The 20891-nt window shown below is 70.1% G+C and carries 21 protein-coding genes and 1 tRNA gene; 12 read left to right on the top strand and 10 right to left on the bottom strand.

The window, feature by feature from the left end:
- Positions 1 to 211: 211 nt before the first annotated feature.
- Positions 212 to 586: a hypothetical protein gene (locus FHX81_RS30385; RefSeq protein ID WP_141981686.1), complete on the bottom strand. Its 375-nt coding sequence runs from the start codon at positions 584 to 586 to the stop codon at positions 212 to 214.
- Positions 587 to 785: 199 nt separating this feature from the next.
- Between FHX81_RS30385 and FHX81_RS30380 the strand changes: the two genes are divergently transcribed.
- The 5 genes from FHX81_RS30380 to FHX81_RS30360 are packed head-to-tail and all read left to right on the top strand — an operon-like array spanning position 786 to position 4588.
- Positions 786 to 1022: a helix-turn-helix domain-containing protein gene (locus FHX81_RS30380; protein ID WP_342787236.1), complete on the top strand. Its 237-nt coding sequence runs from the start codon at positions 786 to 788 to the stop codon at positions 1020 to 1022.
- Complete coding sequence (locus FHX81_RS30375; RefSeq protein WP_342787235.1) at positions 1019 to 1363, top strand: WhiB family transcriptional regulator; 345 nt, start codon at positions 1019 to 1021, stop codon at positions 1361 to 1363. The genes FHX81_RS30380 and FHX81_RS30375 overlap by 4 nt, the downstream gene beginning before the upstream one ends.
- Entirely contained in the window at positions 1360 to 1689 is a 330-nt protein-coding gene (locus FHX81_RS30370; RefSeq protein ID WP_141981680.1) for a hypothetical protein, read from the top strand. The genes FHX81_RS30375 and FHX81_RS30370 overlap by 4 nt, the downstream gene beginning before the upstream one ends.
- A gap of 23 nt (positions 1690 to 1712) precedes the next feature.
- A complete protein-coding gene (locus FHX81_RS30365; protein ID WP_246108038.1) occupies positions 1713 to 2474 on the top strand; it encodes a hypothetical protein in 762 nt (253 codons plus the stop codon).
- The gene (locus tag FHX81_RS30360; RefSeq protein ID WP_141981678.1) at positions 2471 to 4588 is read left to right on the top strand and encodes an FtsK/SpoIIIE domain-containing protein; all 2118 of its coding nucleotides are present in this window, start codon (positions 2471 to 2473) and stop codon (positions 4586 to 4588) included. The genes FHX81_RS30365 and FHX81_RS30360 overlap by 4 nt, the downstream gene beginning before the upstream one ends.
- Positions 4589 to 4832: 244 nt before the next feature.
- On the opposite strand, the gene FHX81_RS30355 is transcribed toward FHX81_RS30360, so the two are convergent.
- Together FHX81_RS30355 and FHX81_RS30350 are read right to left on the bottom strand one after the other, a co-directional pair.
- Positions 4833 to 5390 (bottom strand): hypothetical protein, encoded by a 558-nt coding sequence (locus FHX81_RS30355; protein ID WP_141981676.1) that lies wholly within the window; start codon positions 5388 to 5390, stop codon positions 4833 to 4835.
- A complete protein-coding gene (locus FHX81_RS30350; RefSeq protein WP_141981674.1) occupies positions 5380 to 5706 on the bottom strand; it encodes a hypothetical protein in 327 nt (108 codons plus the stop codon). Before FHX81_RS30350 ends, FHX81_RS30355 begins: the two co-directional genes overlap by 11 nt.
- A gap of 330 nt (positions 5707 to 6036) precedes the next feature.
- Here FHX81_RS30350 and FHX81_RS30345 point away from each other — a divergent pair, with 330 nt between their 5' ends.
- Positions 6037 to 7191, top strand: a complete 1155-nt coding sequence (locus FHX81_RS30345) for an NsdA family TPR-like regulatory protein (RefSeq protein ID WP_141981672.1) — start codon at positions 6037 to 6039, stop codon at positions 7189 to 7191.
- Between the two features lie 2 nt (positions 7192 to 7193).
- Here the strand turns inward: FHX81_RS30345 and FHX81_RS30340 are convergent, their stop codons facing one another.
- The 3 genes from FHX81_RS30340 to FHX81_RS30330 all read right to left on the bottom strand — a co-directional run bounded on the left by FHX81_RS30340 (position 7194) and on the right by FHX81_RS30330 (position 8959).
- Positions 7194 to 8450, bottom strand: coding sequence for a site-specific integrase (locus tag FHX81_RS30340; protein WP_246108037.1), 1257 nt, complete (start codon positions 8448 to 8450; stop codon positions 7194 to 7196).
- 83 nt (positions 8451 to 8533) lie between these two features.
- A tRNA-Leu gene (locus FHX81_RS30335) sits at positions 8534 to 8610 on the bottom strand.
- 67 nt (positions 8611 to 8677) lie between these two features.
- Positions 8678 to 8959, bottom strand: coding sequence for a metal-sensitive transcriptional regulator (locus FHX81_RS30330; RefSeq protein ID WP_053722042.1), 282 nt, complete (start codon positions 8957 to 8959; stop codon positions 8678 to 8680).
- A 273-nt stretch (positions 8960 to 9232) separates the two neighbouring features.
- On the opposite strand from FHX81_RS30330, the gene FHX81_RS30325 reads away from it, so the two are divergent.
- Complete coding sequence (locus FHX81_RS30325; RefSeq protein ID WP_015104119.1) at positions 9233 to 9574, top strand: histone-like nucleoid-structuring protein Lsr2; 342 nt, start codon at positions 9233 to 9235, stop codon at positions 9572 to 9574.
- A 62-nt stretch (positions 9575 to 9636) separates the two neighbouring features.
- On the opposite strand, the gene pabB is transcribed toward FHX81_RS30325, so the two are convergent.
- The 3 genes from pabB to FHX81_RS30310 all read right to left on the bottom strand — a co-directional run bounded on the left by pabB (position 9637) and on the right by FHX81_RS30310 (position 13228).
- Complete coding sequence (pabB, locus tag FHX81_RS30320; RefSeq protein WP_141981669.1) at positions 9637 to 11658, bottom strand: aminodeoxychorismate synthase component I; 2022 nt, start codon at positions 11656 to 11658, stop codon at positions 9637 to 9639.
- 131 nt (positions 11659 to 11789) lie between these two features.
- Positions 11790 to 12728, bottom strand: a complete 939-nt coding sequence (locus FHX81_RS30315) for a hypothetical protein (protein ID WP_141981667.1) — start codon at positions 12726 to 12728, stop codon at positions 11790 to 11792.
- Positions 12725 to 13228 carry a SigE family RNA polymerase sigma factor gene (locus FHX81_RS30310; RefSeq protein ID WP_141981665.1) on the bottom strand — a complete coding sequence of 168 codons (504 nt, stop codon included), beginning with the start codon at positions 13226 to 13228 and terminating at the stop codon, positions 12725 to 12727. The genes FHX81_RS30315 and FHX81_RS30310 overlap by 4 nt, the downstream gene beginning before the upstream one ends.
- Before the next feature lie 114 nt (positions 13229 to 13342).
- Between FHX81_RS30310 and FHX81_RS30305 the strand changes: the two genes are divergently transcribed.
- The 4 genes from FHX81_RS30305 (at position 13343) to FHX81_RS30290 (ending at position 17134) form a co-directional block, all read left to right on the top strand.
- Positions 13343 to 14560: a metallophosphoesterase gene (locus FHX81_RS30305; protein ID WP_246108036.1), complete on the top strand. Its 1218-nt coding sequence runs from the start codon at positions 13343 to 13345 to the stop codon at positions 14558 to 14560.
- A 95-nt stretch (positions 14561 to 14655) separates the two neighbouring features.
- Positions 14656 to 15825 (top strand): type III PLP-dependent enzyme, encoded by a 1170-nt coding sequence (locus FHX81_RS30300; RefSeq protein WP_141981662.1) that lies wholly within the window; start codon positions 14656 to 14658, stop codon positions 15823 to 15825.
- A gap of 56 nt (positions 15826 to 15881) precedes the next feature.
- The gene (speD, locus tag FHX81_RS30295; protein WP_073888559.1) at positions 15882 to 16295 is read left to right on the top strand and encodes an adenosylmethionine decarboxylase; all 414 of its coding nucleotides are present in this window, start codon (positions 15882 to 15884) and stop codon (positions 16293 to 16295) included.
- Positions 16292 to 17134 (top strand): spermidine synthase, encoded by an 843-nt coding sequence (locus FHX81_RS30290; RefSeq protein ID WP_141981661.1) that lies wholly within the window; start codon positions 16292 to 16294, stop codon positions 17132 to 17134. Before speD ends, FHX81_RS30290 begins: the two co-directional genes overlap by 4 nt.
- Before the next feature lie 54 nt (positions 17135 to 17188).
- Here the strand turns inward: FHX81_RS30290 and FHX81_RS30285 are convergent, their stop codons facing one another.
- Positions 17189 to 19249, bottom strand: a complete 2061-nt coding sequence (locus FHX81_RS30285) for a S9 family peptidase (RefSeq protein WP_141981659.1) — start codon at positions 19247 to 19249, stop codon at positions 17189 to 17191.
- A 156-nt stretch (positions 19250 to 19405) separates the two neighbouring features.
- Between FHX81_RS30285 and FHX81_RS30280 the strand changes: the two genes are divergently transcribed.
- Positions 19406 to 20890 carry an RICIN domain-containing protein gene (locus tag FHX81_RS30280; RefSeq protein WP_141981657.1) on the top strand — a complete coding sequence of 495 codons (1485 nt, stop codon included), beginning with the start codon at positions 19406 to 19408 and terminating at the stop codon, positions 20888 to 20890.
- Position 20891: the final 1 nt, after the last annotated feature.

Raw genomic sequence — 20891 nt, 5'->3', positions numbered from 1 at the left:
CACGCCGGACGGCTTGCAGCCGTGTCGGCGGTCGGTCGCCTCGTCGTCGCTGTCCTGCCACGTTCTCCCCCGTCCCCTGAGGCCGTGAACTGCGAACTTAACTCCACCTAACACGCGGGGCGTTAGCCGCTGACAATTATTTCTACCCCCTGTTCGGCGGTCTGCTGTTGTCATGACAGCGACGCAGGAGCCGCCGAACGACTACCCCGAACTAGTCCTTTCTTCTCGACTCGTCGTCAAGCCGGTTGGTGAGCGTGCCGAGTTGGGCGCGCAGTCCACGAATCTCGCGGATGATGGTGTTCAGCAGCGGGATGACCGGGTTGTCGACCTGTGCCGCGGTCGGGTCTGCTTCCGGCGGGTTCTGGCCGGTGAGAACCGCGGTCAGGTGCTGCGGGTGCCAGTCGAGCGCGATCGACAGCGCTTCGAGAGTGCGCGGGTTGCGTCGGCGTTGGATTCGGCCTTGCTGGATCTCTCGCACGATGGCAAGCGAGACTCCCGACTTCTCGGCAAGTTCCCGCTGCTTCAGCGCCAGCTCGGTCGCGCGGGCGTTGACTGCCTCCGCGACTGCCGACCAATCCTCTTTCACGTACGCCTCCGTGCTCCGCCCTCAGCGCCGACGTTAGCGCGCGGTTCGGACGGATTCCGGAGCCATGACTGAGATCAGCGGTGATTGACCGATAATCAACGCTTATGTCAGCGCTCCGAGCGGTGAAATCAGTCTTTCGGAGGCGTGACTAATGAGTACAACCATCGGGGCGAGTACTGGCTCGCCCACCTTCTACACGGTGCCGGAGGCTGCCCGCCTCATGCGCATCGACCCATCCACGCTGTACCGGGCGATCCGGGAAGACGCCTTCCCGGCTGTCCGGGTGCGGACCCGGTACGTCGTCCCGGCACGAGCGGTCGAGGAGATGGTCCGGCGGGCGGTCGACTCGGGCGGCGTGGTCGACGTGGCCGGTATGGCTGCCGAGCGGCGGACGGCCCGTGAGGTTGCTCGGCTGACCGGGGGTGCCTCGTGGTGAACCCGGAGGAGTACTTCGAGGTGATCGCGGCGGATCTTGACCGGTTCGCGGCGGTGCCGGATGAGGTGTTGTGGGAGATCGTCACGTTGGACGGTCGGTGTCTGTGGTTGGTTCCGGCCGACGAGGTGCCTGAGTGGGACGAGGAGGAGTCGACCGATCAGGAGTTGGCTGCCCGGTTGTGCGTCGAGTGCCCGGTACGGCGTGCGTGCTTGGAACTGGAGTTGCGTACGGCCGGTGCTGACACCGTGGGTGTGTGGGGTGGGTTGTCCGAGGAGGAGCGGCGTGCCCTGTACCCGGTGTGGCTGGCGCGGCGTGGCCGGATGGGTGGGCGGTCGTCATGACGATCAATCTGACGGTTACGCAGGTGCTCGCCGGTGTCGGTGTGTTGTTGGCGTTGGTGATGGTGTGGCGGGCCGGTTCGCGGAAGGCGAAGGCTGCGGCGGATACGGCACGGGCCGGTGCGCGGTTGCTGTCGCTCACGGGCCGTGTGCTCGTGACGGCTGGCGTCATCGTGGGCGTGCAGTGGTTGGTGATTACACACGGTCAAGACTCCACGCTGCTGTGGGTGGTGCTCGGTCTCCCGACGCTGTTCTCGGCCTACACGCTCACCAGAGCACTGACGGTGACTGCGGTGGACGGACCGCGTCGCAGGAGTGATCGACGGTGAGCACACCGAAGGGTGTGGGAAGGGTGGTCGCCTTCGGGCGGCCACCCGCCGCGCCGGACGAGAACACGGCGGACAGGTTGGCGCGGGAGGCTGCCGAAGCGGCTGAACTGCGGGCGCACCAGGCGCGGCCGGACGTGGTCGCGTTGCGGGTCGAGCGCGTACGGGCGCAGGTCGACCGGCTGTGCTGGGCGGGGATCGTGCTCGGTCTCGGCTTCACCATGACCAACGTCCAGCACTTCGCGGCCGGTGACGCGCCCGTGTGGTCTCTGCCGTGGCTGGCGGCGTGGCTGCTCGATCCCACGGTGTCACTCGTGTTGCTCGCGATCCTGCGGGCGGAGCAGGTGACGGCGCGATACCGGGTGCGGACCGGGCCGTGGGTGCGGCGGGCGAAGTGGTTCACGCTCGCTGCCACCTACGTCATGAACACCTGGGCGTCCTACGCGGCCGGTTCGCTGTCGGGGATCGTGCTGCACTCGGTCCCGCCGCTCGTGGTGTTCGTCGCGGCGGAGGCGGTCACGGACCTTCGGGACAAGCTGACCGAAGCGGTGTCGGCAGCGTTCACGGAAGCCGACCGGCGTGCTCCGGCGACCGTTCATGAACCGCGGTCGCGAACGAAGGCCAGGAGGACCACGTTCGAGGAGTACCTGTCGGCCGCACGCGCAGCGTGGACACCAGGGACCACGGTGACGCCGTCATGGGTCCGTGAGGTCACCGGGTGCTCGCGCGGGCTGTCCTCGCGGCTCGCCGCCACGCTCCTCCGCGAAGTGGGCGGGAATGAGTCATGAACGGCAGGGAGGTCGTGAGCGCGGTTCTTGAAGGCGAGTTCATGAACGACGGGGCACCGCTTCGGCGGGCGTCGTGGGCACGGCGGCTGACGGACTGGTGGCTGCGTTCGCCGCGTGTGCCCAGCGCCCTGAAGTCACGACGGCTCATAACGCAGGCTGTCAAGGATTTCGTGGTGGCGCTGCTGCGGTCGCCGTTCCGGTTCGTCGGCGCGGTCGTGCGTGGGTTCGTGGTTGCGCTGCGGTGGTGGCGGTCGTGGGTGCGGGTTGCCGACTACAGGGCGGCTGCGGAACAGTCGGAGAAGTTGGCGGACAAGTTCACCGACATCCGGGCGCTGGGACTGTTCCGGTGGAAGGTCACCGGCGCCACCCTCGCAGCCACCGGTGTGGCGGTCGCAGTGCTCGATCTCGTCTACGGCCACCGGGTGCTCTGGACTGGCGGTGGTGCGGTCGCGGTCGCGTTGGCGGTGCTCGGTCGCCGCAAGGACGGCTCACCGGGGCGCAAGCCGGTGCTGTCCGGACCACGGACGCTGACGTGGACTATGGACCCTCAGGTACTCGTGGACGCCTTCCGAGACGCGAAGCTGATCGGCAAAGACGAGTCGCTACGGCTGGTCGAGCGAGCCACGAGGCAGGGTGACGGGTGGGCGGTCACCGTGGACCTGCCCGCGACCCGCAAGGCGGCCGACGTGGTGAAGAACCGGGAGGCGTTGGCATCGGCGCTGGCGGTGGACGAGGTACAGCTCATCGTGGAGCGCGTACGCGGCAACGGCGGCCACGCGGGCAGGGTCGCACTGTGGGTCGCCGACGAAGACCCCTACGGCTCGCCTCCACTGCGGACGCCGTTGCTCACCGTGGAGCGGTGGGACGCGTGGCGGCCGGTGCCGTTCGGCCGTGACGCGCGACAGCGGCGGGTGGACTTGCCGTTGGTGTGGACATCGTTGCTCGTGGGCGCAATTCCCAGGCAGGGCAAGACTTTCGCGGCACGGTTGGCAGCCGCGGGGCTGATCCTGGACCCGCACACACGGCTCTACGTGGCCGACTTCAAGGCTGGAAAGGACTGGCACGCGGCGGCACAGGTCGCGCATCGGTTCATGGCCGGTGACGAACCGGCGCACGTTCTGGCGCTCGTGGACTGGCTCGTGGAACTCGTCGCCGAGGTGCAGGGCCGTTACCGGCGGATGCAGGACCTTGACGACGAGGTGTGCCCGGAATCGAAGATCACGCCCGCCATGTCCCGTGACCCGAACCTCGGCATGCCGGTGACCGCGATCTTCATTGACGAAGTGCAGATCCCGCTGGAGGACCGGACCTCGCTGGAGGTGCAGGACAAGAAGCTCACCGCAGGCGAGTACGTGGGCGAGCTGCTGACGTGGCTTGCCCGCAAGGGACCGGCGGCGGGAATCGTGCTCGTGTTGGCCACCCAGCGGCCGGACAGCAAGACCATCCCGAGCAACCTGCGGGCGGTGCTCGGCTCACGGTTCGCGCTGCGGGTCATGGACTGGCGTGACAGCAACATCGTGTTGGGCGAGCAGATGAACACACGCGGCTACGACAGCAGCCGACTACTGGCAACGCACAAGGGCGTCGGCATCCTCCGCCCGGACGGAGAGACCACAGCAGGAGCCGACGTACTCGCCACAACCGTGCGGACCTACTACATGCCCAACGAGGACTGGCGAGCCATCTGCGCCCGTGGACGCGCGCTGCGAGAGGCAGAGGGCACGCTGTCCGGCCACGCGGCCGGACAGCACAACCGGCCGATGCTCGACCACGCCGCAGTGGCCAAAGCGGTCGGGACAATCACCGAACGCACGACAGAAGCCGAGGTACCCGAACCACTGGCGTCCGTTGTGGACTACCTCGGGGACGATCTCCAGCCCGGTCGCCGTGACTTCGTTCCCACGGCGGAACTCGTGGACGCGCTGAACGTCGAGCCCACGGCGTTCGGTCTGCGCATGGGCGAGTTCGGGTGCCGCCCGACCCGTGACCGGATCACCACCGAAGACGGAGTGCGCCAGGTGCGCGGCTACCTCGTCGCCGACATCCGCGCGGCGCTCGCCGCAGTCCGAGAAGGCTCGATCGTGGACGGGGAGGTGGTCGAGGATGACCACTGACCCGTCCCAGACCCCGTCCCACGCCGGCGGACCCGTCCCACCGGTTGTGACACGGTTCAAAGTGCGTCTCACCAGCGCAAACAAGCCGTCGTGACGCGTGACGGGCGGGACGGGACACCCGTCCCAAGCAGCACGAAACGGCCGTGTGCGGCCCATCCGAGTGGATGGTTCGCACACGGCCGTCCCGTCCCACAGGTGCCGGGGGAGGCGTCCGGCACCTCATGCCCAACCGTCGAAGGCGCGGTCAACGACGGTTGGAAGCCTCCAGCGCCAACAGGCGCGCCAACTCCGGGCCGCTCATCAACCCATCGCAGTCGGCAGGCGACACGAGCCACCGCGTCGGCTCACCCTCGACCACCGCCGGCGGCAACGGCAGCAACCCGCCCGAAGGGAAGACCAACTTCTCGTCCAGCCCATCCGCCGACGACACCACGACCACGGCGGACTCGATCATCAGGCCGAGAGTCGGAACCGGAAGCAGGACCACCGGCGACGGCGACGCACGGAACGCCTCCGAGGTGACCACTCGCCGCGCCAACTCGGGCTCGACCACTACCGCAGTCATCAGCGACCCGAGCACCGCCAACGCTGACCGCGTGACGTTCCCTTCCGTCACCGGCCACAGCCGCCGAACCTCCGCCGGGTCCAACGTCGCCATAGCCGAAGACGACAGGGCCAGTGCGTCCCGCTCGGAGTTGGTCACCGGGTCGACGTAGATGTCACCGACCCACAGCGCACCCGGCACCACCGGCCACCCACGCGCGACGCACTCCAGTGCGGTCTCCAGCCCGTTACTCCCCACGCTCGCCCCCGACCCAGAAGATCCGGGGAATCGCACTCCCACCGGCCCGGTAGAAGATCAGCGCGTTCTCCGCAGACTGCAGACCCATGCGCATCCCGCCGTGCACGCTGATCACCTCGACACCCGTCTTGGTGGTCATCCCCCACGCCACGATCTGCAAGTCCTCCGGCGGCCCGAACGTCTCCTGAACCACCGCGAACACGCGCGGAGCCTGATCGTCCACGAACTCCTGCATCTCACCGACGACCTTCGGGTCATCGAGCAGCGAGACGCGGGTCTTCTCGCCGTCCTCGTCATCCACGAGCGTCAGGCTCATGGCCACCCTCCCTCTGTTCCTCGCGGATCTGGCGCACCTCGTCGCACGCCCACACCGCCGTTCGAGCGCTCTCCTGGCATTGCCGGACGTACCGCCGACCGATGACGACGAGGTAGAGCAGAGGGATCACGAGCCACACCAGGAACAGCCCAACCCCACCGAGATCACCGGCCAACTCACTCCACGCCACGATCATCACCACCTTCGACGATTCGCTGACTTCAGCTTTCCCGGTGGTCCAGTCGCGGGAAATAACCTGCCAAGGACCTACGCGGACCTATGGGGTCGTATAGTCGTCAGCGCTGACATTGGTGACATGGAGATCATCCGATGGGGTCAGGGCACCGAAGCACGCTGCTGGGCGAGCTGCTCCACGAGCGCGGGCTGACGCCGGAACAGTTCAGCGAACAGGCCAACCTGTTCGCCCACGAACACGGCATCGACGCCACCCTCAGCGCCCGCCACGTCAACCGCCTGGCAACCGGCCGACGCACCGACGGCCGACCCCTCGGACCTGTCCGAGCGGGCACCAAGCGACTGCTTGAGGAAATGCTCGGCGTGCCGATCGACCGACTGTTGAAGCCAGCCGCGCCCTCTCCGTCCGAAGCGCAGGCGTGGTCAAGTGAGGCGTTGGAGCTGCGGGCGCGGATCAGGTCCGGTCGCGCCGTCGATCGAGAGACCGTGTCACTGCTTCAGCAGAAGCTCGACCTCACGCGGGTCATTGATCGACGTCTGGGCGCGTCGGAGTTGCTCGGCGAGCTGCGGGCACAGATCAGCCAGATGTGGAGTTTGCTCGGGAACGTCCTCGACCAACGGTCGAGGACGGCACTCGCGCGGGTACTGGTCGACGCGTCGACGCTCGCGGGTTGGCAGTCGCTCGACCAGGGGTTGTTGCGTGAATCCTGGGAGCACTACGACCAGGCACGGAGCGCGGCACGCGTGGCGGAATCGAGCGCTCTGGAGGCTTACGCCTGCGCCGGACAAGCCGTCGTGCTGCTCGACATCGGCGAGTCGGAATCCGCGGTCGAGTTGACGCGGTACGCGTGCGCTGTTGCAGAACACCGCGCACCGGGATTGCTGACCTCGTGGCTGCTGGCCGGTCACGGCGAAGCGTTGGCGGCAGCGGGTGATCGTGACGGCAGCCTTCGCACGTTCGACCACGCCGAGTGGGTCTTGCCCGCCGACGCCGACGACACCGAAGCGCCGTTCCTGGTGTTCGACGGAACGCACCTCACCAGGTGGCGAGGTAGTGCGCTTGCGCGACTCGGCGAACCCGAGGCGGTGGACGTGCTGTCGAGCGCCCTCGACCGACTACACCCGGATTTCGCACGGGCGGAAACGGCGCTGCGTGTCGACTTGGTGCAGGTGTTGTCGGTGCACGGCGAACGGCGTGATGCGTCCGCCCATGCCGAACGCGCACGACTTCTCGCCGCACAAGTCGGGTCCGTCCGACAGCGCCGGAGGCTGGAAGCTCTAACCGGCTGACATCACTTGCGCGCCCGCTTCGGCATCCGTGACCCGAGGATTTCGGCTGCCTTGCGGTCCGACGCTGCGACCCACGCGGCGTAGACGCGCAATGTGGTCGCGCCTCCCCCACCGTGGCCGAGACGTCCGGCGACCGTGCGGAGGTCCACGCCGGCAGTCAACAACTCCGTGGCCGAGTAGTGCCGTAGTGCGTGCAGGTGGGTGTCGATCCCCAGCCTGGTTGCCATGTCCTTGTATCGCTGGGTCACGGCGTTCGGCGAGTACGGCTCCTTGTGGTCGAGAGTCCGCGTACCGCTGAACACGAACAGGTCTTCGGTGAACTCGCCACCGACCGAACGCACCCGTTCAGCCACGCGCTCACGATGCTCGCGGAGCAGCGCGACCGTTTCGGAGTCCAGCGCGATCCGGCGATTCTGGTGCGTCTTGGTGTCCTTCTCCTTGCCACCAACCCAGTTACGACGTAGGTCGATCAGCTCCGCGTCGAGGTCCACTCGGTTGAACCGCAGGCCGCACAGCTCGCCGCGACGCATCCCCGTCGTCATGACCAGCCACACCAAAGTGCCCCAGTCGTCATCCATCCGGAACGCCTCTTCGACCAAGCGAGCGGCTTCGGCAGGAGTGGGCGGGTCCGGCTGTGGCGGCTTCTGCTTCGGGCGTCGGGCGAGCTGCGCCGGACTGGCGTCAATCCACTCCCACCGCGCGGCGGCATCCAGTGTGCCGCTGAGGATCGAGTGAATCTGACGGACCGTCGAGGCAGCCATCCCCTTGCAAACATGAGGCTTGCACTTCTTCTCCACACAGTCGTGCGGCTCGTCGGTGACGTGCTTTTCGACGTACGGCTTGCCGTCACAGCGCACCCGGCAGCGGCGAAGTTCCGTGTAGAAGCTCTCCAGGATGCGCGGAGTGATCTTCTTCACCGGGAGACCACCGACCGCCGGCTTGATGGTGCGCTCGATGTACCCGACGTAGGTCTTGCGCGTGCTGTCCTCGATCTCGCTGGTCCGCATCCACTCGTGCAGCGCATAGGACAGCGAGACGCTCGACTCGGCGGAGCGCTGCTTGTTCACCTGGGTGCGGAACTCGGCGAGCTTGTCCTCAGCCTTGCGGTAGGCCGCGTCGTCGCGGCCGGGGATCGTGGCGGTGAGGTAGACGTCCTTGCCCGTGACCGGGTCTCGTCCGGCGAAGTACCGGACCTGAAGAGAGTTCCCGCGCTCCCGGATGTTGCCCTTCGGGCGGCGCGCAGCACTGACTCTGCCCATGTCACTCAGTGTACTCAAGGACACCGCCATGGACAGAGATCATCAACTCTGCGTGATCTTCAGTTGTTCGGCCTGGTCAGACCTGGTGCCCCCGGTGCGACTCGAACGCACACTGGACGGATTTTGAGTCCGCTGCCTCTGCCGATTGGGCTACGGGGGCCGGCGGGAGCACTGTACTCGATCAGGTCGCCCGGCCGCCGTTCGGGGTGGCGGCCGGGCGGGGGCGGTCAGGAGCGGACCAGGCGGGTGATGGCGGCGGAGGCTTCGGCGATCTTCTCCTCCGCCACTTCGCCCCCTTCGGCCACGGCCTGGGCCACGCAGTGCTTCAGGTGCTCGTCCAGCAGACCCAGGGACACCGCCTGCAGCGCCTTCGTGGCGGCGGAGATCTGGGTCAGCACGTCGATGCAGTACTCGTCGTTCTCGACCATCCGCTGGAGGCCGCGGACCTGGCCCTCGATGCGGCGCAATCGCTTGAGGTACGCGTCCTTGTCCGCCGTGTAACCGAGCATCGCTCCCGACCTTCCCTACCCTGGGCGGGTATCCGGGTCCAGGATAGGCCACTCGACCGGGTGTGACGGGCACCACGGAGTGACCGCGGGCGGGCCGCACATTTCGGCTCCGTGCGGTTTGTGTCGCGAAATGACCCGTCCGGGGGCATCAGTCACATTTTCACCGCGAAAGGTTAGGCGATATTCCTCTCGTGCACTATGGTGGCGACCTAAGCGTGTGGCGCAGAACAAGTCGAGGGCAGCACGCGCTATGCGAGCACACACGGAGGAACAGTGGCACAGCAGACCGTCGTCCAACTCATCGACGACCTCGACGGCAGCGAAGCCGCCGAGACCGTGACCTTCGCGCTGGACGGTGTGGAGTACTCCATCGACCTCTCGAAGGACAATGCCGACAAGCTCCGCGAGTCCCTGGCCGACTTCGTCGCCAAGGCGCGCCGCGCGGGCGGCCGCAAGCAGCGCAAGGGCACCGGCAAGAGCACGGTAAAGGCTGGTGACAAGGCGCAGGCGCAGGCGATTCGGGACTGGGCGCGCGCGCAGGGCCACCAGATCTCCGACCGGGGCCGCATTCCCCAGGGCCTGGTCGTGCAGTTCCAGGAAGCCCACGCTTCCTGACTCGCCTCGTTTTCCCCTGCGGCGGACCACGTCTGCCGCAGGGGAGAACCGCAGGTCAAGGGCTACTCGGGCGGGGAAGCGCGGCCCGGGAACCCGACGCCTGCCAGCCTGAGCAGCGCGGTTGCCTTGACCGCGGTCTCCTCGAATTCCGCCACGGGGTCCGACAGCGCGATGACCGCGCCACCGACCCCGAAACTCACCTTGTCCCGGTCCACCACCAGCGTCCTGATGACGATGCTGAAGTCGGCCGTTCCGGACAGTGAGAAGTAACCGAGCGCCCCGGAGTACACACCCCTGGGCCCGGCTTCCAGCCCGTCGATGATCTGCATTGTCCGGATCTTGGGCGCGCCGGTCATGGACCCGCCGGGGAACGCCGCCCTAACCACCCGCACGGCGGAACTACCGGAACGCAGTCGAGCCTGAACGGTGCTCACGAGCTGGTGCACTGTCGCGTAGGTCTCCACCTCGAAGATCCTGGGCACCCGCACGCTGCCGACTTCCGCGCAATGGCCCAGATCATTGCGGACCAAGTCCACGATCATGAGGTTCTCCGCGCGGTCCTTCGCGCTGGCAGCCAAGGCCCTGCGCAAACGCTCGTCCTCGGCGGGGGTCGCCCCGCGGGGGCGCGTGCCCTTGATTGGCTCGGATTCGACGACACCCTGTCGGTCGACCCGGATGAACCGCTCGGGTGAAGTGCTGAGCACGGAGAGCGCACCGAAACGGAGCAACGCGCCGAACGGCGCCGGGCTTTCCGCGCGCAGGAACCGGTAGGCCTCCCACGGGTCCAGCCCGCCGCGCCACGTCACCGTGTTCGTCAAGCACACCTCGTAGGTCTCGCCCGCCGTGATGGCCTCCTGGCAGGCCGCCACCAGCTTCAAGTAGTGCGAACGGCTGTGCCGCGCCTGCACGGAGTCGGCCCGCACCCGCCGGGGCGGCGCGGTCGGCGCGGCGGCGAATCGACGCAGGAAATCCGCCGTTCGGCCCAGCCAGCCGTCCTCGTCGGACAACGCCAACAGGTACGCGCACCGCGAAACGTGGTCGAAAACCAGCGCCCGGTCGGCGAACACGAATGCCGCGTCGGGTTGCTCCGAACGGTGCGCCGCCGCGCCGCCGCATTCGGCCTTCAGCTCGTAGCCGAGGTAGCCCACCCAGCCGAGCGCGAACTCGAACGGCACGTCCGGCGGCCGCACGCGCCACGCCGCCAGGTCGGCCTCCAGCCAGTCGAAGAACGGCCCGGGGTGCGCCACCCCGTCCACCGTGACCTCGCCGGTCCACACGTCGTACGTCGCCACGCGCGCCAGCGGCCCGGACGCGTCGCCCATCACGGAGAACCGGCCACGTCCGCCCTGGAGGCTGCTGTCCAGCCAGAACGCGTCCTCGGACGCCCCGAACAGGGCCGCGAACACGTCCTCCGGCGGTGGGTGCACGTCCACCCTCCGCACGAGGACCTCACGTCCGGGCGCGGGCGGGGGAACCGGCGCGGGCGGCGGCGGCGAGGGCGAGCCGGCCGACGCCTCGGTCAGGTCGCGGAAGTTGGCGAGCAGCTGGTGGCCGTGCGACGTGCACACCGACTCGGGGTGGAACTGCACGCCCCACGCGGGCCGCGACCGGTGCCGCACGCCCATCAGCACGTCGTCGGACGCCGCCCAGGCGATGGGTTCCAGCGACGGCGGCAGGTCGGACACGGCCAGCGAGTGGTAGCGCACCACGGGCAGCGGCGACGGCAGGCCGGCGAACACGTCGACCCCGGTGTGCCGCACGTCGTCCACCACGCCGTGCCGGGGCGTGACCAAGCCCACGGTCGCGCCGTGCGCGAGGCACAACCCCTGGTGGCCCAGGCAGACACCCAGGAGGGGGATCCCGGCGTGCTCGACCACCGCGCGGCACAGGCCGAAGTCGGCGTCGCGCTGCGGCCGGCCGGGGCCGGGCGAGATCACCACGTTGTCGAAGCGCCGCAGGTCGGACAGCCGGAACCGCGGGTCGTCGTGCGTGATGACGACCGGTTCGCGCCCGTTCACCTCGGCCAGGTACTGGAACAGGTTGAAGGTGAACGAGTCGTGGTTGTCGATGAGCAGCGTCCGCATGGCAAACAGCACGGTACCTGCACGAACACTCGAACGGAGGACACTCGGACGAGCGACGGTGGGCACACCGGCGCACACACCGAAGAGGCCGGGCGCACTCGCGCCCGGCCTCCCCGTCCAAGGCGGTGGCCTCAGTCCAGGTGGAACTTCGGGTCGGCGGCGATCGCCGCGAGCTGCTGACCGGTCAACGCCGGCCGCGACAGCGCCGGGTGGCCCGACTCCAGGAACTCGCTCGAGTACGCGACGGTCACCAGCGTGCCGTCCGGGTGCCGGTAGAACGCCGCGGAGTCCATCGTGTTGCGGTCGGCGTCCGGGGTGGCCCCGGTGACGAGGGCGACCTGCTTGCCCCCGACGTCGACCAGCGCGCACGTGCCGCCCGCGACCGGGTAGGAGTACCTGGTGGCCGCCGCGCACCCGACCAGGTCGCCGAGCCGGGTGTTGCCCTTGGTCTCGACCTGGATGGACAGCTCGCCGACGCCCGCCTCACCGGTGACCACGACCGGCGTGCGCGCCTCGTAGTCCCAGACCTCCAGGTCGCCGACGTACTCGGCGAACTGCGCCTGGCGCCACGTCATGGGCCCGTGGTCGGCGTACCCGATCCGCTGCCGGTCCTCGGCCTGCACGCCGGGCGGCAGCGACGAGGCCAGGTCGTTGAGCAGCTTGACGCCCTTGTCGGCGCGCGGCCCGTTCTTCGCGGTCCGATCGCTCTGCCCGTTCGGCCACCGGGTGCTCGTGTCGGCCGGCGATCCGCTGGGCGGCGGCATCACGGTCGCCCGCGGCGAGTCCGACGGCGGCCCGTCCGTGGGTGTGACCGACGGCGCGGACGGTGACGACGACTGCCCTCCCGCCACCCGCACCTCGGAGCCGCCACCGGTCAGCTGCGGCACCAGCACCGCGCCCACCGCGATGGCCACCACGGCGAGACCGGCGAGACCTCCGCCCAACGCGGTCTGCCTGCGGCGCTGCGCGCGGCGGCCGTGCTCCAACGCAGCCCCGGGGCTCATGGGTGGCGGCGGGCTGCTCGCCACCATCACATCCTGCAACGCGCTCTTCAGCTCGTGCTCGTTCATCGCACCTTTTCTCCCTGCTGAGGGGTGATCAGGCCGCGCAGCGTCTGCAGCCCCCGCGCGGCCTGGCTCTTCACCGTTCCTTCGGAACAGCCCAACGCCCTGGCGGTCTCGTCGATCGACAGGTCTTCCCAGTACCGGAGCACGAGCACGGCCCGTTGCCTGGGCGGCACCTGCGCCAGCGCCGCGAGCAGCACCAGCCGGTCCTCCGCCGAACCACGCGAGACGTCCGCCACGTCGGTGGTCGTCTCGCTCACCCGCTCCTTGCGGAACCAACCCCGGCGCAGGTCGGACACGAACGTCCGGACCAGCGTCCGGCGGGTGTAGGCGTCGAGTGCCTCGTGCCGGTTGATCCGCCGCCACGCCACGTAGAGCTTGGCGAACGTCGCTTGGACCAGGTCCTCGGCACGGTGCCAGTCGCCGCACAGCAGGTACGCCGTGCCGCGCATGGCCTCGGACCGCGCCGCGAAGTACTCCGCGAACGCGGCGTCCCGATCACTCATTCGTCCTCCCCCGTGCTGCGGTACGAGGTAATCACGCCCACGGGTCCCCGGGGGGTTGCATGCCCGCGCCGAGATTCGTGGAAACTGGACCCATCACCCCCGGGAGGCCCCGCGTTGTTCTTCTTCGTGCTGTTCGCGGTCGTGATGGGCGCGGCCCACTACTACATCTGGAAGCGGGCCGTGCGGGCCACGACCCGGCCGGGGCGCGGCCGGCGGGTGGGCACCGGCGTCGTGGTCCTCCTCTACCTGCTGGTGATGTCGGCGCTGGCGGTGAGCAGGCTCGGCGGGTCGTTCGCGACCGTCGTGGCGTGGCCGGGGTTCATCTGGCTGGCGGGCGCGTTCTACTCCTCGTTGATCCTGGGTGTGCTGGAGATCCCGCGGCTCGTGCTGAACCGGGCGACGCGCGCGCACGAGGCGCCCGTCGCCGTCGGCGCTCCCGACGCCCCGGTGGAGGCTCCCGAGGGAACGCTCGGAGGGCGGCCCGCCGACCCAGGTCGACGGCTGTTCATCGCGCGGTCGCTCGCCGTCGCGGGCGGGGTGGCCACGGCGGGCGTCGTCGGCTTCGGCACCACGCAGGCGCTGGGCGACCCGGTGGTCAAGCGGGTGCCGGTGACGCTGGGCAAGCTCGACCCGCGGCTGTCCGGCTACCGGATCGCGGTGGTGAGCGACATCCACCTCGGACCGCTGCTCGGCCGCGGGCACACCGAGCGGATCGTGCGGATGATCAACGAGCAGCGGGTGGACCTGGTCGCGGTCGTCGGCGACCTGGTGGACGGCACGGTGGACGAGCTGGGCGAGGCGGCGGCTCCGCTGCGCGACCTCGTGAGCACGCACGGCAGCTTCTTCGTCACCGGCAACCACGAGTACTACTCCGGCGTGGAGCCGTGGCTGGCGGAGCTGGAGCGGCTCGGGGTCAACCCGCTGCGCAACGAGCGACTGCGGATCGAGCGGGCCGGCGCGTCGTTCGACCTCGCGGGCGTCAACGACGTCACCGGCGAGGCGTTCCAGGACGGTCCGGACTTCGCCCGCGCGCTGGACGGCCGCGACACCTCCACGCCGGTGGTGCTGATGGCGCACCAGCCGGTGCAGGTGCGCGAGGCCGCCAAGCACGGCGTGGACCTGCAGCTGTCCGGGCACACGCACGGCGGGCAGATGTTCCCGTTCCACCTCGCCGTGGGCTTGCAGCAGCCGGTGCGCAGCGGGTTGGAGACCGTCGACGGCACGCAGGTCTACACCAGCAACGGCGCCGGGTTCTGGGGTCCGCCGGTGCGCGTCGGCGCGGCGCCGGACATCACCGTCGTGGAGCTGCGTCACAAGTTCGCCGGCCGATAGCGCATTTTCCGCCTGCACCACCTAGAGTGGACGGCCGTGCCCGAACACGGTCTGACCATGCCTGCTCATGGTTGCGAAGGGGGACCCCTAGCGAGATGACGACGAGCTTTGCCGACGACCGGCTCAACGAGGCAATGGCTCGTATTCGTCGTTTCCTGGACCACGACCGACCGGACACGCCCTGCCTGGTCATCGACCTGCCGACGGTGCGCGACCGGTTCGCGGCGATCCGCGCGGCGCTGCCCCGGGTGGGGATCTTCTACGCGGTCAAGGCGAACCCGACGCCCGACGTGGTCGAGCTGCTGGCCGCCGAGGGGTGCCGCTTCGACGTCGCCAGCCCGGCCGAGATCGACCTGTGCCTGGCCCGCGGCGCGGCGCCGGAGGCCATCTCCTACAGCAACCCGATCAAGAAGGCGCGTGACATCGCCTACGCGCACGGGCGCGGTGTGCGACTCTTCGTGTCCGACAGCGAACAGGACGTGCGCACGCTGGCCGAGCACGCGCCCGGCGCGTCGGTGCTGCTGCGGATCCTGGTCAACAGCAAGGGTTCCACCTACCCGTTCGGGAAGAAGTTCGGCTGTTCGCCCGAGATGGCGGCGGACCTGCTGCGGTTGGCCGCGGAACTCGGTCTCGTTCCGCTGGGCGTGGCGTTCCACGCGGGCTCGCAGCAGTTGGACCCGAACGGTTGGGACGGCGCGATCGCCGACGCCGCCGACATCATCGGCAAGCTGCGCGCCGAGGGGCTCGCGCCGACCACGGTCAACCTGGGCGGCGGCCTGCCCGCGGGCTACCTGGAGCAGCCGCCGCCGCTGGTGGAGTACGCCGCGGCCATCACCGCGTCCATCGCCCGGCACTTCGGTGACTTCGCGCCCGAGGTGATGATCGAGCCGGGACGCGCTATCGTGGCCGAGTCGGGTCTGATCCGCTCCGAAGTGGTGCTGGTGTCCCGGAAGTCCTATTCGGACGAACGCCGCTGGGTCTTCCTCGACATCGGCCGCTACGGCGGCCTCGCGGAGACCGAGGGCGAGGCCATCGCGTACCCGCTGGTCACCAGCAAGGACGGTGGCCCCGTCGGCCCGGTCGTGCTGGCCGGTCCGACGTGCGACGCGGACGACGTGCTGTACCAGAACACGTGCTACGAGCTGCCGCTGGACCTGCGCGCGGGCGACCACGTCGACCTGCTCGGCGCGGGCGCCTACACGGCCAGCTACTCGTCGGTGGCGTTCAACGGCTTCCCGCCGTTGGCCACCCACTGCGTGCGATGAGCGCGCTCCCGCCTGTCCGCTGCTGTGCCCCCTCCTGAAGATGTTTGGAGTGATTGATGTCCGAACTCCCGTGCGAATCCGAGCCGGTTGGCTTGTTCGCAGGACAGCACGTGCTCGCCGAGCTCGAAGGCGTGAGCCCGGAACTGCTCGACGACGAGCAGTTCCTGCGACACGCGCTCGGCGAGGCGCTCACCCAGGCTGATGCCACGGTGTTGGAGGTGGTCTCCAAGCAGTTCGAGCCGCAAGGGGTCACCGTGCTGGCCCTGTTGTCGGAGTCGCACGCGTCCATCCACACGTACCCGGAGGTCGGTGCCGTGTTCGTGGACGTGTTCACGTGCGGCACGCGTGCCAAGCCCGCGCTCGCGGTGCAGTTGTTGGCCGAGGCCCTGGGTGCGGTGTCGGCACGGACGGACATGGTCAGCCGGGGCCACCGGGTCCCCGCGCTGGTCGGTGAGGAGAAGGCATCGTGATCCGCGAACCGCTCGCGGCCGGCATGACCAGGCACTGGGACGTCGAGGAGGTCGTGGTCGACACCAGGACCGAGTTCCAGCACCTGGTGATCGCCCGCACCGCCCAGGGGTTGTCGCTGTTCTGCGACGACGACCGGCAGAGCACCGAGTTCAGCCAGCTGACCTACCACGAGGCGCTGATGGTCCCGGCGCTGCTGCTCGCCGACCGGGTCGACCGGGTGCTGGTCATCGGGTCGTCGGAGGGCGTGGTGTGCCAGATGGCGGTGGCGGCCGGCGCTTCGGTGGTCGACCACATCGACATCGACTCGCAGGCCGTGCGGCTGTGCGCCGAGCACCTGCCCTACGGCTACACGCTGGACGAGCTCGCGCTGGCGGAGAAGGGCGAAGGCCCGATCCGCGTGCAGTACATCGACGGGTACGAGTACATCCGGACGACGTCGGAGCGCTACGACATCGTCCTGGTGGACCTGCCGGACGAGCGCGAGGAGGAAGCGCAGCACAACCGCCTGTACGGCGCCGAGTTCCTCGCCCTGTGCAAGGCGCTGCTGACGCCCGGCGGCGTCGTGGTGTCCCAGGCGGGCTGCCAGACGATGTGGCGCAACACCACGCTGACCCGCATGTGGCAGCGGTTCAACGAGGTGTTCGACACGGTCGCGTACTACGGCTCGGACGAGCACGAGTGGGCGTACCTGTTCGGGCGCGCCGACGAGGTGGCCGACCCGACCGCGCTGATGGTCGAGCGGCTGCCGGGGTGCGGTTACCAGCCGGAGACGATCGACGACCTGGCCCTGGTCGGCAACTCGATCCCGCCGTACCTGGTCCGCCACTCCTTGGCCTGACGCCACGCTCGAACGGGGCCGTCCTCCTCGCCGGGGGACGGCCCCGTTCCGCGCTCAGGCCAGCGCGCGGCGCAGGAAGTCGACCTGGAGCAGGAGCAGGTTCTCGGCCACCTGTTCCTGCGGGGTCATGTGGGTGACGCCGGACAGCGGCAGCACGGTGTGCGGCCGGCCGGCGGCGAGCAGCGCGGACGACAGGCGCAGGGTGTGCGCGGCCACCACGTTGTCGTCCGCCAGGCCGTGCACGATCATCAGCGGGCGCTCCAGCTTCGGCGCGTCGGCGATGAGCGAGTTGGCGTCGTACACCTCGGGCCGCTCGGCCGGGTGGCCCAGGTAGCGCTCGGTGTAGTGGGTGTCGTAGAGCCGCCAGTCGGTGACCGGCGCGCCCGCGATGCCCGCGTGGAACACGTCCGGGCGGCGCAGCACGGCCAGCGCCGCCAGGTAGCCGCCGTAGGACCAGCCGCGGATGCCGACCCGGGTCAGGTCGAGGTCGGGCTCGATCCCCGCGACCGCGTGCAGGGCGTCCACCTGGTCTTCGAGGGTGGCGCCGGCGAAGTCGAACGCGATCTCGCGCTCCCACGCCGGGCCGCGACCGGGCGTGCCGCGGCCGTCCACGACGAGGACCGCGAAACCCTGGTCCGCCAGCCACTGCGAGGCCAGGTAGGCGTTGCGCGCCGACACCACGCGCTGCGCGTGCGGGCCGCCGTACGGGTCGAGCAGGACCGGCAGCCTGGTCCCCGGCACGTGGCCGCGCGGGAACAGCAGTGCCGCGCGCAGGTCGCGCTCGCCGACGGTGAGCAGCCGCACTTCCGGTGCCAGCACGGGTGTTTCGGCGAACGAGCCGATCCCGCCGCCGGTGGAGACGGTCACCTCCGGCCCGAAGTGGTCCAGGGACGACCGGGACAGCACCAGCACGCCACCGGCACGGGTCGCGCCGTGCACACCGTCCTGAGTGGACAGTCTGGTGATGTCGTCGCCGTCGACCAGGAACACGTGCGTCTGGGTCGGGTCGTCCACGGACGCGGTGACCAGCACGCCGTCCTCGGCCACGTCGAGCACCGCGCGCACCTGGAAGCCGTCCGGCGTCCACGGCCGGTCGCCGACGACGAGCCGGTTCGCGTCGCCGATCGGCAGCACGCGCAGCAGCTCGCCGGCCGGGGTCCAGCGCGGCGCGCCCGGCACGACCTCCAGCCAGTGCGGGTCGGTGTCGTCGGCGACGACCTCGGTGGCGCCCGTCGCCGGGTCGACCGCCAGCACCAGCACCCGGCGCTGGTCGCGCGACTGGACCTGCACCAGCGGCTTGCCGTGCGACGTCCACGAGACGGTGGTGACGTACGGGAACGCCTCGCGGTCCCACGTCACGTCGGTGCGGTCGGCGCCGAGGACCGCCAGCTCCACCACCGCGTTGGCCTCGCCCGCGGCGGGGTAGGCGATCCCGGTGGCGGGCCGGTCGGGGTTCGCCGGGTCGGCGATGTGCCAGCGCGGCACGGGCGCGGTGTCCACCCGGGCCGCCAGCACCCGCTCGCCGTCCGGGGAGAACCAGTAGCCCCGGTAGCGACCCATCTCCTCGGCCGCGATGAACTCCGCCAGCCCCCACGTGACGTCCGGGCCGTCCGGCTCCGCGACCACCCGGTCCGCGCCGGTCCCCAGGTCCACCACGTGCAGCGCGCCGTCGGCCACGTAGCCGACCTTGCGCCCGGTCGGGTCCAGGCGCGGGTCGACGGCCGCGCCGGCGACCGGCAGCTCGCGCACCGCCGCGGTGGCGAGCTCGACCACGAACAACCTGCCGGACAACGCGAACACGGCCTGCCGCGCGTCGCCGTCGGTGGCGTAGCCGACGATGCCGGCGGCCGACTCGCGGGTGCGCTCGCGGCGGGCCCGTTCCTCCGGGGACAGGTCCTCGGGATCGGTCAGCAGCACGCCGGGGTCGGCCAGCAGCGTCTCGGTGCGGGTGGCGGTGTCGAACGCCCACAGGCCGTTCGCCCGGCTCGTGGCCGTGGCGGTGCGGAGGAAGTACACCTTCGTGCCGTCCGGCGCGGCGGTGAACGTCCGGGGTGCGCCGAGGGTGAACCGCTGGGTGCGCGCGTGTTGGCGCGGGAAGGAGATCTCGTTGCCCACCAGGACACCCTATGTCCCCGGTGCGGTCCCACGGGCAGGGATGAAAGGGGTGGGCGGGTCCGCATCCGGCCGGCGCCGCTTCCGGTGCGCCTTTATGGTGACGAAGTGGAGTCGGAGAATGGACGGGCGCTGCACCGGACCATAATCGTCGTCGACGTGGAAAAATTCACCCACGGCAGCCGCACGAATGCGGACCAGCTCGCGGTCCGCGCCGCTCTTTACCGGTCGTTGCGCCGGGCGTTCGACGATTCCGGCATACCGTGGGACGACTGCCACCGGGAGGACCGCGGCGACGGCGTCTTCCTCCTGGTGCCGCCCGAGGTGCCGAAGGCCCTGGTGGTGGACCGGCTGCCGGGCGCGCTGGCCGAGGCGTTGGCGGAGCACGGCCGCGCCGCGCGACGGGACGCCGAACGGGTGCGGGCCCGCATGGCGGTGCACGCGGGCGAGGTCCTCCCGGACCCGCACGGCTTCACGTCCGCGTCGATCAACCTGGCGTTCCGCCTGGTCGAAGCGCCGCAGCTGAAGAGCGCGCTGGCGGGGTCGCCCGGTGTGCTGGCGCTCGTGCTGTCGTCGTGGTGCTACGAGGAGGTGGCCTGGCAGAGCCGGGTGGTCGACCCGCGCACGTTCCGGCGGGTCGACGTGGCGGTGAAGGACACCGCCGCCACGGCGTGGATCGCCCTGCCGGACCACCCCTACCCGCCGGCACGGCCCGGGGAGGCGCCGCGGCGCGGGCGCGCGGCGGTGGTCCTCGCCTCGGTGGTCGCGTTGTCGATGACGGCGGTGGCGGACCGTCCGGGCACCGGCGGCGGCGCGGTCAGCGGTATCGGGGAGGCATTTCCCGGCGACCGGGAATTCCTCGCTCACGTGATCAACCTGAAGACCGGGAAATGCCTCGCCCGCAACGGTGCCTACACCCAGCCGGACGATTCGGAGTCCGAGGGCGGGGACATCTACCAATGGGAGTGCGCCGACTCGCACAACCCCGGTCACGTCGTGGTGCTGGCACCGGCGGGCGGGGGCGACTGGGCGATCCGCAGCAGCGTCCGGGCGGACCTGTGCCTGACGGCCGACGACGAGCCGGAGACCGACCAGCACTTCCACGCCTGCCGGCCCGGCGACGACCACCAGCGGTGGCGGGTGCGGCGGATCCGCGGGCGGGCGCCGGACGCGGTGGTGGTCGAGAACCGGGGCGCGGGCGGGTGCCTCGCCCACCAGGGCGGTCGGCCGGACGTGCACATCCAGGTGTTCCGGCGCGAGTGCCGACCGTTCGGGCAGGACGAGGTCGGCTGGTCGATCCGGCCGTACGCGATGCCGGGCCGCCGGTCGTGCGGCGAGCCGTGGCGCGGCCCGGTGCGGAACAACGCGACCGGGCTGCACCTGACCGACTCCGACGGCGCGGCGCACCGGACGGCGGCGACGGCTCCCGCCGTGTCGGTCGTCGCGCTCGGCGAGTCCGCGCACGGCTGCCACGTGTCGATCTCCGGCGCGCCGGGCACGTGGGTCCTCGAATCGCTGGCCGCCGAGGGCTGGGTCCGGGTGCACGCCGCCGAGGACGTCAGCCGGTGCCTGGCCGCGGTGGACGGCGCGGTGACGACGCGGCGGTGCGACGGGAGCCGGTCGCAGCAGTGGGAGCTGGGGTAGG

This window comes from Saccharothrix saharensis, assembly GCF_006716745.1.
GTDB lineage: Bacteria > Actinomycetota > Actinomycetes > Mycobacteriales > Pseudonocardiaceae > Actinosynnema > Actinosynnema saharense.
Note: the sequence above shows the minus strand (reverse complement) of the source record. Positions and strands in the feature narration are given on the sequence as shown.

Bases quoted from the DNA above. Each gene is read 5' to 3' on its own strand.
- FHX81_RS30300 (WP_141981662.1), top strand. From the start codon at position 14,656: ATGACGACGAGCTTTGCCGACGACCGGCTCAACGAGGCAATGGCTCGT.
- FHX81_RS30340 (WP_246108037.1), bottom strand. From the start codon at position 8,450: ATGGGCAGAGTCAGTGCTGCGCGCCGCCCGAAGGGCAACATCCGGGAG.
- FHX81_RS30360 (WP_141981678.1), top strand. From the start codon at position 2,471: ATGAACGGCAGGGAGGTCGTGAGCGCGGTTCTTGAAGGCGAGTTCATG.
- FHX81_RS30310 (WP_141981665.1), bottom strand. From the start codon at position 13,228: ATGAGTGATCGGGACGCCGCGTTCGCGGAGTACTTCGCGGCGCGGTCC.
- FHX81_RS30345 (WP_141981672.1), top strand. From the start codon at position 6,037: ATGGGGTCAGGGCACCGAAGCACGCTGCTGGGCGAGCTGCTCCACGAG.
- speD (WP_073888559.1), top strand. From the start codon at position 15,882: ATGTCCGAACTCCCGTGCGAATCCGAGCCGGTTGGCTTGTTCGCAGGA.
- pabB (WP_141981669.1), bottom strand. From the start codon at position 11,658: ATGCGGACGCTGCTCATCGACAACCACGACTCGTTCACCTTCAACCTG.
- FHX81_RS30330 (WP_053722042.1), bottom strand. From the start codon at position 8,959: ATGCTCGGTTACACGGCGGACAAGGACGCGTACCTCAAGCGATTGCGC.
- FHX81_RS30350 (WP_141981674.1), bottom strand. From the start codon at position 5,706: ATGAGCCTGACGCTCGTGGATGACGAGGACGGCGAGAAGACCCGCGTC.
- FHX81_RS30315 (WP_141981667.1), bottom strand. From the start codon at position 12,728: ATGAACGAGCACGAGCTGAAGAGCGCGTTGCAGGATGTGATGGTGGCG.
- FHX81_RS30370 (WP_141981680.1), top strand. From the start codon at position 1,360: ATGACGATCAATCTGACGGTTACGCAGGTGCTCGCCGGTGTCGGTGTG.